This window comes from Psychrobacter sp. UBA6766 (assembly GCF_002453355.1).
GTDB lineage: Bacteria > Pseudomonadota > Gammaproteobacteria > Pseudomonadales > Moraxellaceae > Psychrobacter.
The window spans coordinates 52,197-64,645 of record NZ_DKGQ01000051.1 but is presented as its reverse complement, the minus strand read 5'-3'; the positions used below and the strand labels follow the sequence as shown (position 1 = coordinate 64,645).

Annotated in this window: 5 protein-coding genes and 1 tRNA gene; 2 read left to right on the top strand and 4 right to left on the bottom strand. The window is 43.4% G+C overall.

The annotated features are described in order from the left end of the window. Window positions 1–57 precede the first annotated feature (57 nt). The 4 genes from B4K26_RS11265 to B4K26_RS11250 all read right to left on the bottom strand — a co-directional run bounded on the left by B4K26_RS11265 (window position 58) and on the right by B4K26_RS11250 (window position 3,146). Window positions 58–1,223 (bottom strand): IS3 family transposase gene (locus B4K26_RS11265; RefSeq protein ID WP_296245588.1). Its coding sequence is split into 2 segments (ribosomal slippage): window positions 58–965 and window positions 965–1,223, totalling 1,167 coding nucleotides; the frame shifts between segments, so codons are not numbered across the junction. A gap of 336 nt (window positions 1,224–1,559) precedes the next feature. Continuing rightward, window positions 1,560–1,635: transfer RNA gene (locus B4K26_RS11260), tRNA-Arg, on the bottom strand. 70 nt (window positions 1,636–1,705) lie between these two features. Next, window positions 1,706–2,515: a hypothetical protein gene (locus B4K26_RS11255; protein ID WP_296245587.1), complete on the bottom strand. Its 810-nt coding sequence runs from the start codon at window positions 2,513–2,515 to the stop codon at window positions 1,706–1,708. 64 nt (window positions 2,516–2,579) lie between these two features. Continuing rightward, window positions 2,580–3,146, bottom strand: coding sequence for a hypothetical protein (locus B4K26_RS11250; RefSeq protein WP_296245586.1), 567 nt, complete (start codon window positions 3,144–3,146; stop codon window positions 2,580–2,582). A gap of 451 nt (window positions 3,147–3,597) precedes the next feature. On the opposite strand from B4K26_RS11250, the gene B4K26_RS11245 reads away from it, so the two are divergent. Both B4K26_RS11245 and B4K26_RS11240 read left to right on the top strand, forming a co-directional pair. Continuing rightward, on the top strand, window positions 3,598–7,866 hold the full coding sequence (locus B4K26_RS11245) for an exodeoxyribonuclease V subunit gamma (protein ID WP_296245585.1): 4,269 nt from the start codon (window positions 3,598–3,600) through the stop codon (window positions 7,864–7,866). 66 nt (window positions 7,867–7,932) lie between these two features. Continuing rightward, the gene (locus tag B4K26_RS11240) at window positions 7,933–12,435 is read left to right on the top strand and encodes a UvrD-helicase domain-containing protein (protein WP_296245584.1); all 4,503 of its coding nucleotides are present in this window, start codon (window positions 7,933–7,935) and stop codon (window positions 12,433–12,435) included. Window positions 12,436–12,449: the final 14 nt, after the last annotated feature.

Sequence of the window (12,449 nt, the reverse complement as noted above, 5' to 3'; positions counted from 1 at the left end):
TTATTCTTATTTGACCCCTGCCGTCAAATCCGTACAGTTAAACTTGGGAGATTTTAATTACGCAGCCTGACGATAATAATCAAACCACACCTGTCTTGGCGATTTATAGCCTAAACTCTTTTGAATCCTAGTCTGATTATAATACAACTCAATATAGCCAATGATATCTCTGATAGCTGCAAACCTTGTTTTATAGTCTTGGTGATATACTAGCTCGTTCTTCAATATGCCCCAGAAGCTTTCTATGGGGGCGTTGTCAAAGCAGTTGCCTTTACCGCTCATTGAACCTGTAAACTGATGCTGCTTGATGATCTTGTGGTAAGCATGGCTACAGTACTGACTGCCTCTGTCAGAGTGAACGACTAGCCCTTTGCTTGGTCGTTTATTCTTGATGGCCATGTTCAATGCTTTGCATACTAGATCTGCTGTCATGCGCTTATTGATAGCATAGCCAACCAGCTCTTTAGTGTATAAGTCTTTGACTCCAGCTAAGTACAACCAGCCCTCATTTGTCCAGATATAGGTGATGTCACTGACCCACGCTTGGTTAGGGCGACTGGCATCAAACTTTTGATCAAGCATGTTTGGATAGACCAGTTTGTTGTGATTGGAGTCGGTGGTGACTTTAAAGCGTTTGTGGCGACGGCATTTGATGCTGTATTCCTCTTTGATGCTTCTGACCATGTAGGGACTGATGTTATGACCTTGCTCACTTAGATGCGCATGCAGACGCTCAACACCATAGCGCTCATGAGTTTCACTGTGAGCGGCTCTAACCAATAGCTCAGACTGGTTACGATGTATCTGTTGGTCGCTGATGTCACGACCCAGCCAATCGTAATAGCTTGATGGCTTTACTCTCAAGACGTGACACATGCGAGTGATGCTAAAAATCTGCTTGTTGTCTTTGATAAAGGCGTACTTCACTAACTGTGCTTGGCAAAGTACGCCGTCGCCTTTTTTAATATCTCTCGCTCTTCTTCAGCAACTTTAAGTTGTCGCTTGAGCTGCTTTATTTCTTGAAGAGCTGTCATAAGATCAGGTTCATATTGTTCTGTGCCGATAAGCTTGCCTTGATTGGCTTTGTTCTGCCAGTTTGATAGCGTTTGCATGGCGATGCCGAGCTGCTTTGCAGTAGCGGAGATGTTACCGTTATTATCTGCTATCTTCTTAACGGCTTCGGCTTTAAATTCATCACTATAGGTTCTGATTTTCTTGGTCATGGTAAACTCCTGTTATTGTGCTTAGTTTACCAAGTTTAGCTCTACGGTTTCTTCAGCATAGCTCATGTTTGGCAATGGCTTTCACACCAGCGTCAGTTAATCGGTAGTCTTGTCTTCTCGTCATGTCTTACACCTCAAGGCATTAAGAGGTTTAACAACAACCTCACTGCATGATTAACAACAAAAAATGATGCTGTATATTATTTAACAACTTATTTAACAACATTGTAGAGGTGCTAGCAGGTAATGACAAGTAATCAATAAAGACAACTATGTATATGTATAAGGGGTTTCAAGGGCTTGAGGTAATGCGAGGTTATGTCTAAATACTATGATTGGTGCGCCCACCAAGACTCGAACTCGGATCGATCGCTTAGGAGGCAACTGCTCTATCCTGTTGAGCTATAGGCGCATAATAGACGGTTATTGTAGAAAAAAGCACTTATAAAAGCAATGGATAATTCGGAAATGGGCTTTTATGCTCACTTACCATTGCTAAGCGCGTCGGCGACATCTACTTCCAACTCGCCTGATGCTTGTTTGGCACGTGAATTGGGTGTGAACAAGTCAGCCATATCATTCTTATAACCGTCGATATTATCATAATCATACTGGCTTAAGATGTCTTGTCCGGTACTTGAGAGCAAAAAATTTCTAAAGTTAGTAGCAGCAGGGTTTTGGGTTAATACAACGCCGTCTACTGCTTGCGTATCTTGCAAAGCATAGTTAAAAGATACTAGGCTTCGCGTAACACTGTTGTCGTTTTTGGCCTGAGAAGCGTCCACATTAACATCATTATTAGAATTGGCTTCTTCGTTCTCTATTTTACTTTGATTACGCTGGTTTTGAGCGGTCTGTAATTGTTGTTGTAAGGGTGCTAATCGCTCTTTTGACAACCGACCATTAGCAATAATTAAATCCGTATTAACGAGAAAAGACGAGCGCTCATTATCAGTGCGATTGCTGTCTGTATAATGGCTATCGGATAGGGTCAGGAGAGCAGCCGCAGGGACAAAATTTGTCATTATCTGAACACCAGGGTAGCGTGCTTGAAAGCTTGCAATCAACGCATCTAAAGGCGCTTGTAGCTCTTCTTCTGCCTGTATATGCAAGGTGCTTTTAGCAATGGCATTTTCATCATCCTCTGCCGCCGTCGAGTCATTGTTATTTGCCATAATAGGCAAAGGGTCCATGTTTTTACGATTGCTAGTCCATAACCAAGTAAAGACGCCGATAAAAATAACCAACAGCAGTAAAATAAGCCCCGCTAATAGCAGCTTGTAGTCTCTCATAAATTACCGCTCTTTTTTAGTTAGTATAGTGAATGATTTAAATAGATGACGAATGGTAGCAGATTTACTCGTGTTGGTTTAATACTTCTTCTGCTAAATCCGCCAGCATGCTGGCAAAAACATCCGTATCTTTTGCGACAGTAGCGGGTGTTTTTTGTTTGCTACTTTTTTTCTTAATAGAGTTGTTTTCCTTAACTGCGCTACTGTTATCTGATGATGCAGCTTGATAGTTTGAAGAGAACGTTACCTGCCTATCAGTCGCCGTTGCTCCTGCTGTCTTAGACGCTACCGTTTGATGGGCCGCCAATGGCGAGTCACCTGTGGCAAGTTTGTCTTTAAGCCATTCAAAACCATGAGCCTCCCACCATGCCTCAAAGCGCGGTAACGTACTGCCACGTACCGCTACTGGTAAGTTTAAGGTGCGTAGTTTTTGTGCGAGGATAGGATCGCTAATGGCTTGATGAATACTAAGATAAAGACCGCTGCTATCATCTGTAAAAGGCTTTCTGTTTTGCCACGATCTATCATCGATTTTCATGCGTGGCAGTTGCCACAGCTCGCCGCGGTAGTATACAACATACAACCGCCGTTTAGGATGAACGAAAATGGCATCAATAGGGCGCATGGGCATAGTATTATAATATCTCGTTGGCAAAAAATTCAGATAAAAGATACAACGACATCCATTGTCGCAGGCTATTTTGCTATACAGGTGATATACTAGTAAACCGCCGCGAACAATGGCACACTGATAAGCAGGTTGCGTGCGTTATTACTTTTTATCGCCACTAACCGCTTTGCCATTTCTAATAGTTTTACTATTACTGACAGTTTTATCACCACTCACACAGTTTTATTAATAGGTATAATTATTAATGGGCGTTATGCTAGCAGAAATACAATAGACTAACGACTACCAAACATAGATTGATGAGTGTTGTCTGCTGCGTTTTTTCTCCTTAAAAAGTATGAAACCATAATGCGACTATCCGCTTCGACACAGAAATTAAGCGCTTGTCGTGTTGTTTTTAATACTCGATTTTAATATTCAGTTTTATTACTCCAAATAGATTTCATTCTTTATGTTTACCATTATCCAGTCGCATCGCACCGAACATCTCGTTGAGCAATTACTCACTGCTTATCAGTCTAAAAACTTGCCTATCTTTGCAGAATTTATCGTCATCGTGCCGTCAATGGTGCTGGGTGATTGGTTGGATAAATCCATTGCTAGCCAAGCGGGAATTAGCACTTTGGTGACCACCAAGTTTTGGGGTCAGTATCAATGGACCTTAATGCAAAAGGTACTTGCCGAGCACAATGTCTGGCTTGAGGCCAATCAGCGCGCGCAAGAGATTGTGACGGTGCCAGAAGTTGCGGTGCTGACGGGTGCGGTGATGCAGTGGCGGCTGTTCGGTTATTTTACCTATTATCAAGCAAAGATTATGGCCGATGATAAGCATCCTTTGTATCCACTGCTATCGGCATTACTCGATGAAGAGGCGGACCGTAGTCAGCAAGATGTACGGCTATGGTCGTTGGCGACAGATTTTTCACGGGTGTTTAGTCGTTATTTGACTCACCGGGAGGATTGGCTAACCTTATGGTCTGCCAATAAAGCGGTCGATGTCGAGCTGCTCATCGCTGAAAAAGACAAGCTGACCATGGAGTTTGATAAATATGCAGGCAATACGCCTGATTGGTTGGTTGCACATTATACTGAGCTTGAGATCGCCCAGCGGCATTTATGGCGATTATTATTTGCTTCGGTGTATGAGCATAGAGCCTCAATTGAGACGCGTTTTTGGCAAATTATGGAACAAGATAAAGCGGATAGTGGGGTAGATACACAGGCGATTTTACCAACACAACTGCACATTTTTACCATTCAGCAGTTACCGCAAAATGAGCTGAACTTCTTACAGCGCTTGTCCACGTACATGGATATTACTTTATTGCATTACAACCCGTCGCAACTGTTTTGGGCAGATATCGTCGATAAACAGTGGCTACAACGTCAGCAAGTGATTAATCCTGAAAGCGTATTCCTACGTGATTACGGGCATACGCTATTGTCACGTTTGGGCAAGCAATCGCGTGAGACCTTTGCTATGCTGGCAAGCCTATCGGGCAACGAAGACACAAATGGCTTTAAGCTTGATTGGCAGGATAAGTTTGACGTCGGTTATAAGCCTATAACTGATTCGCAATCTGAACGCCCGCTCAGTTTGCTTGCCCATCTACAACAAGATGTGCTTATGCTCGATGAAAGCGCAACGCAGCAAACGACTGCTGGACGTCTAAGTGCTGCGCTAAGCACACAGATGGAAGATGATAAGAATAGCCTAAGCAATAATATTGACTCATTATATAGCGACGACCATTTAAGAGGTAAGCGCTTCGAGCAGGCGCGCCAATGGCAATTATCGCAATATGATAATAGCCTAAGCATCCATTCTTGCCATAATCTGCAACGTCAGCTTGAAATACTGCGCGGTATGATTGGACGCTGGTTAAATGAGCCAAACGAAGATGGTAGTGCGCGTCATCTGTCTGATATCGTCGTGCTACTTCCTGATGTCGATCGTCATCATGAGCTGATTAACTCGGTATTTGTGAATGGTGAAGGGCAAGATGGTCTGACACTACCAGCTAAAGTGACGGGTGTTGTCGATAAGTCGATTCGCCAACTATGGGAAGCGATACGCGGTTTTTATGGCTTATTAGGCAGTGACAGTGCTCGCTTTGAAGCGGCTGAGGTTTTCGATTGGTTGATGCTGCCGCCGCTATATGAAAGCCTTGGTTTAACGCACGAGCAAATGAGCCGCGCCTGTGATCTGCTAGAGCAAGCAGGATTTGTTCGCGGTTTTGATGAGGCGCATTTACAGCAAACGCTTGATGGTGACGATTATGATTATCGGTTTAGCTTTGCCCATGCGCTAGATAAGGTGGCGCTAGGTTTGGTGATGCCCGAGGCGGAGATTAGCGACTGTCTTTATCCTGATAACTGGCAGGATAATACCTTAGCAGAAAAAACTGTGCCCATGTCAGCGGTGAGTTTGGCCGATGCGGCGATTGTTGAAGCATTATGCCGAGTCTATAATGGTTTGCATCATTGCCGATACGAGTTCGAAGCCCGTCATAATGCTGAGAAATGGCTCAATAATATTGAGAACAATATCATCCACCCGTATTTTAGTGCGCTGGATCAGACGCGTCCAATGCGAGCTATTTTTAATGCGATGAACGGTTTTAAAAGCAGCTTACGCGCAAACCGTCATTATCAGCGCTACCATGGCGAAAACGACAATCAGTCACGTACGTCAGCGGACAATGAAGCACCTAGTGACCAATCACATTCATTGCAGCTTGAAGCCAGCCAAGTAGAATCAAAATTATCACAAGTCAGCAATCTACCCCTAAAGCTGAGCTTTATGCTTGATAGTATCGAGGATGAACTGGAAAGCCAACAGGTCAGTGCCGAGCCAACGGGCGTCATTACCTTTGGGCGTTTTGGGGCGCTGCGTAACGTTCCGTTTGGGTTGGTCGTGATGCTTAATATGGATTTGGCTGAGTTTCCCAATCGAGATCATGATAACCGTTATGATTTGATGAAAGCTGGGCTGGCACGTCGAGGAGATAGGTTTAGTGAAGATGATGATAATGGAGTATTTTTAGATGCGCTACTTTGCGCGCGAAATGCCTGCTGGATTTTTTATAATGGACAGCGCTTGACCGATGCTCACGAGCACCTACCAGCCAATCCGGTGAGTGAGTTGTTGCAATTTTTACAAGGTGAAGTGCAATGGCAGTGGAATCCTTTAAAAATTGAGGCGCTTAAAACTCAATCGACAATGAATGATGATAGCGATGATGAATCAGTGTTGGCGGCGCAAGTTCAGCGATATTTGCCCAAACTTATCGAGCAATGGTTGGTAACACGCCATCCAGCATTGCCTTTTGCCGAAGAAGTATTTGTGCAACCAGACGTGCTTAATGAGTCGCTTGACGCAAATAATTCAGCATCCCATGAAGATGATGGTGAAGTATTGATGGACTTGCTTACTCGTGCGATGCAAAAAGAAAAAGCCTATCAGCAGAGTACCAATGCCCCAGCTCGCGTGTGGCATGAGGTCTTTGAGCACTTGCATGCTCGAGACGATTCTACTTTACCAGCATTTAAGGTTAACCTACCTAGTGCGGAAGATTATGACACTATCGCGAGGCGTATTGTGCTAGATAGCACGTCACCGCATGAGGCTGTACCTATACAAGGAGTTGACGAGCAGTTTGAGATCAGCCAAGTCGATATGCAGTCGTTATATTACCAGGTTCGTCATCCTGCCAAGCATTTTTTACGCGAGCAGCAGGTGCATGTGGTGTTGCCTACAGATGAGATGGCGCATCAAGAGCCTTTGTCATTATCAGGCTTAAGTGCCTATGAGGTGAATTCACAACTGCTTGATGAGTTAAATAAAGACAGCGATGCCGCTTCTATTAAATCTCTTAGCAAACTATTATACGACCCCGTCATGCCTGCTGGCGTGGCGCGGCAATCAACACTGCAGTATCAGCAGCTTAAACTACAGCAGCAATGCCAGGAGTTTGCCGAGCAGCTATCCTCATTAGGGATAGAGGCACACAGCGGTGCGAACCGTGTTTTATTAACTCCATGTGCTGAAACCATGACCACGGTTGTGACCCCAGACATAAATCTACAAGGTAAATTGCAGATTAAAGGGATAGTACCTGTTAAAGTGCCTGCTGTTCATCATGACTCGGAGGATGAATTATCCTCGCCTGAGCTTTGGTTAAATCTTCTTCCCAACAGCGCACGCACCCAATATTTACTGCGTTTTTGGTTGGCGCATGTTTATTGGCAGGTTGCACGTCATACTACCGAAGCGCAAGTTATTAATGGCGATGGTAGAAGTATTTGGCGCTTTAATAAAGGCAGTGATGAGTATAAATTCTCTAGAAATGACAAAACCTTTGATCTTGCGCCTATCGCTTATGACAGCGCCCTAGCAGAGCTGCTGAAATGGGTAAGGTTTTCGCACATGGCTGGCAAGATACCGATGACGGTGCTACCAGTTCATGCGCTTACTTATCTCGATAAAGTCAATGAAGCCAAAGAAAAAGATCTGGATTATCAACCAAAGCGCAGTGATTTTGAGGGTTGGTTATGGCCAAGTTTTAACAGTGAGGTTATCTATGATACTTGCTCGCAGCATGAATTATGGCAATACATTCTTTATAAACAAGATGTTTTTGCCAAATTAAAAGACGCACTGCCAGCACTGGCAGCCCCCTTGTTTGCTGCGATGGATGAATCCTTAAAAGCACTATAATAGAGTTTATTTTTAATAGTAAATAAAAATGATGTTAATGGTACGATTTTGAACAAGTGATTTTTTATGGATCAATATAACAACGCTATCAGTACTGCGAATGGCTTACATGACGTCGGTCATACCTATAGTAGTGATTATAATAATGATGATTATAGCCATGCCAGCCTCGACAATTTAACCAATGGCATCATTGATAAAACTGCTGTTAAGCCAGAAGAACCACCTGCGATTCGTATTAAATTAAACGGTAACTATCTGATAGAAGCCTCAGCCGGTACGGGCAAAACCTGGACTTTAACCGGTATTGTATTGCGCCTACTTATCGAAGCAAAACGTGCGCCTGAGCATATTATTGCCACTACTTTTACCCGCGCCGCTGCTGCTGAAATGCGCCAACGTATCCATGATCGTTTGGTTGATTTTTATCAGTTATTACAATGGCTGAATAATGTCCAAACAAACCCAAGCTCGCATCCTATTCTTTATCCGCAGCTTTTTGTTGGTAAAAATAGTACCGATACTGGAGCGATAGATAATAGCTTTTTAAAAAATGAGCAGTCGGATAAAAAAGTCAGCGCTGAGCAAAAACAGGCTCGTAGAGAGTGGTTAGCAGAAAAAGCAAAACTTTCTGGCAATGCCGATTTGCTATCAGATCCTATCAATAGCTACTTGCTGACCTATTTATTGGATCATACCGAAGACTACCCCTTGGCAGATGCCATGAGGCGCTGTGCTTTGGTGCTAACAACGCTAGATAAGCTATTTGTTGGTACCTTAGATAGCTTGTCGCAAAAATGGCTGTCTGAATATAGTGCTGAAACTGGATATCAGCAAGGCATCCAAATCAGCGATCAGGAGCAAATAGTCATAGAAAGTATCATTCATGATACCGTACGCGCCCATCACAGCTATTTATATAATCAAAAGCCTGAGATATATCAATTATTGCAGCACACCAAGCGTTTGACAGCGCCTGCCGACCATATCAACGTTGCGCAAAAATCCATGCAATTTATATCAACGCCGATTGAAGCGGTTGAGATGGGTGAAGAAATAGATTTTGCCGCTTATCAGCAAGCGTTAGAGGCTTTTAAAAATTGCGATTTAAAGGATGTTGAGCCGTATTTCGATATAGATTTTGGTATTGAAAAAGGACTAAAAAAAGGCAGTAAATTTGGTAAAACCATATACGCTATTGTGACTATTCAACAGTTGGTTCATCAATATGATGGTGCTTTTTTCGCAAATTTAGATGCTGATTCTGAAAGTTTTTATAGTTTGGTATCAGCCCTTTTTATTAGTGAGGAAGATGGCGGTAATCTTTTTAAAAAGAAATTTGATGAACAGCGTCAAATATTGGCTAATTTTAAAGGTATTCAATTATTAGCCTCATTACGTAGCTACACTGAACAGATTGAGCTATATCTTGATGCCCTTATAGAAAACCTTAACCGTGATATCGCCCTAAAAGTTCGGCAAAAACTACCTTCGATATTAGAAACACGCCGCGAGACTACGTTTGCCTTGCAAATGGTGCGCTTAAACCAAGCACTATCAGGTAGACAAGGTGAGCGCTTAGCACGTTATATTCGCCACCATTATCCGGTAGCCTTGATTGATGAGTCACAAGATATCAATGGTGAACAGGCGCGTATGATTGAGCGCATTTATTTGTCTAGGAGTAATGATAAAACAGATGGAGTGAATCAGAGCGGAAGTCGCGGTTTTCTTTTGCTGGTTGGCGATCCAAAACAAGCGATTTATGGCTTTCGCGGCGGTGATGTTGCCAACTATAACGCCATGAAGGCGAAGTTTGCTAAAGAGAAGATCATGACTCTTAATGTTAATCGCCGCTCTAATGAGCGTTTGATTACGGCATTAAACCACTGGTTTGGAAGACCTGCTCCTGTCGCAGACTTTCAAGATTTTGTTTCTGATACAGCCTCCCAATTGGCGCAGTTGGGCAAGAGTATCTATTATCAACATATCATGGCCGCCAACACTGATTTGCGCCTGTCATGGCAAACGTCCGTAGATGGGCAAATAAAGGAGCAAGCGGAAAGTACTGATATTTTATCTAACAGCCCCGTTAGTGTGATTCATTTGCCTTATGACAAGCACGCCAAGCACAATGCTTTTGAGCTAACCGCGTTGCATATCGCCGCACTACTGGCAAGCGAGCAAACGATAGAAGGACGACCCATCAAACCAAATGATATTGGTGTGCTTGGTCGACGCAAGCATGAGCTAAAGCAGGTTGAAGATATGCTCGGCAAGCTTGGCGTTCCCACGCTAGAAACCGCTGAAAAAAATGTCTTTGATACGCCTATTGCTGCTGACTTGGCGGCTCTATTAGAAGCGATGCTACGACCACATCGCCGTGACATTATTAATCGCGTATTGACCAGTAACTTTTATCAGATGAGTCTGAACGATGTTCAAGCATTGATGCTGGATGACGAGATACTGGATGACGATCAAAGCGAAACGAGTACTGATACTAATATTAACCAAACGCCTGAAAAGATAAATTCTGAGCAAGCCGAGTTAAAACAGCGTTATCAAGATTTTCAGTTGTATTTAAAGACTGCTGCTTCGCATTGGCGGCATAACGGTATTTTGTCGGCACTGCATTATTTGTTTGGACGCAATCCCATGATTGGCGGAGCGATTAATCAAAACAGGCTATTAACTGATAGACAATCGAAAAGTCAAAGACAATCGAAAAGTCAAAATGTATGGGTCGGGCTTGCCGACTTAGAAGATGGTGCTCGCTACTTGATGGATTTACGGCATCTGCTAGACATTTTGGCGCAGCATGGTATGCATATCGGTGAGTATGAGCTGCTGGCATGGTATAAGAAAAACATGAATAGCCGCCGCACGCCAGAATGGGCCCAGCAGCAGCCTCTCCCGACAGAATCAGGGGTGCAGCTTATGACTATTCATAAATCGAAAGGGCTTGAGTTCCCAATTGTCTATGTCGTTGGTATGGATGGCGCTAGTCCTAAAGCGGGCGGCCATAGTGACCATAATCTATTTTTATATGATTATGAAGTAGAGGAAAACAAAACAGAACGCCGTCTGTCTGCCAGTAAAGGTAAGTCTCACAGTAAGTCTGCTAAAGGCGACAAACCAACAGACTATTACGCACAGTTTGAAACCACGGAAAACTATGAAGAGCTGAGACGACTGGCTTATGTTGCCTTTACTCGTGCTAGTGAGCAGTTATATATGGTACTTAAGGATGGCTATAACAAAACCGATGCTGAACGTAAGCCGAGCTTACAATGGTTAAGTTGCGCGGATCATAAGTTTGCACTGCCAGACAGACTGCAGCCTTATATCGGCTGGCTAGAATGCGCCGCTATTGAGCCTATCGCTGAAACTATTCTTAAGACCAAAAAAATGCCTCAACAGTCTGTTAATGAAGGTTCTTTTTCTGAGGCAGATTCAGTAAAGCGTATCGATTACCAAAGTGCTTATGCTCAGATACAACTTAGCACGTTTAGGGGCTGGGCTAAGACCAGCTTTACTGCGCTATCGCGTCAATTGAATGAACATAGCCAAGCGTTGGCCGTATTTGATGATGGGGTAGAGGATGATTTAGATCTGACTGATAGTATGAATTTGGCTGTTAACTCTGTAGATAACAGTGAACTGCAACAGGGCTTGCCCAGTGGTGGTAGTAGCGATACCGGTCATCTAATTACTAGCAATAACATTCGGTTCCGCTTTGTAAAAGGGGCGAATGCCGGTACATTTCTGCATGAAATTTTTGAAAAAATAGATTTTACCGATAATAGTAAATGGTCAGTTATCATTGATCAAAGCATTCGTCAGTATCAGTTACCGATTAGCTATGCCAGCGCTACGACGCAACAGCGATTGCAGCAAAATCAAGCAGTGCCTTTAGAAAAAGATGAAGGTACCAATCTAGCAGAAACCAATCAGCTAGGTGCTGCTCATGAGGAGCTGATGGCTTGGGTAGCGGATGTATTGGTCGCACCGTTATTAGCGTCTGGTCAGCCTTTGCAGGCCATACCAGCTCGGCAGCGTATTGCTGAGCTGAGCTTTAATATGGGGTTGTCAGAAGACTTTACTCCTGAGGATATAAACCGTGTCTTTAAGCAGTATTTACCAGATGAGCCTGAGAAGCATATCGAGCTTACGGCACAGTTCACTAACCACATTTATCGTTATTTGCGCGGTGAGATTGATCTCGTGTATGAGTACGCTGGCAAGTACTATGTGGTCGACTATAAAAGTAATTACTTAGGGAATAGCCTAAGTAATTATAGCCAAGAAAATCTAAGTGCCGCAATGAATAAAGCAGGTTATTGGTTACAGGCCGCTATTTACCAAGTGGCCTTGCATCGATTTTTACGTCTGCGTTTAAAAGGCTACTTAGGTAATGAAACACAATATTTGGGTGCCGTAGAGTATGTATTTTTGCGTGGTATTGACTCACAAGGTACACAGAGCTATGGACGTATTCAGTGGCAAATACCGTTTGAGCTGGTTGATGCATTGGATGAGATGTTTGGTAGCCCTAGTGTTTTTTAAATAAACAATCTAAG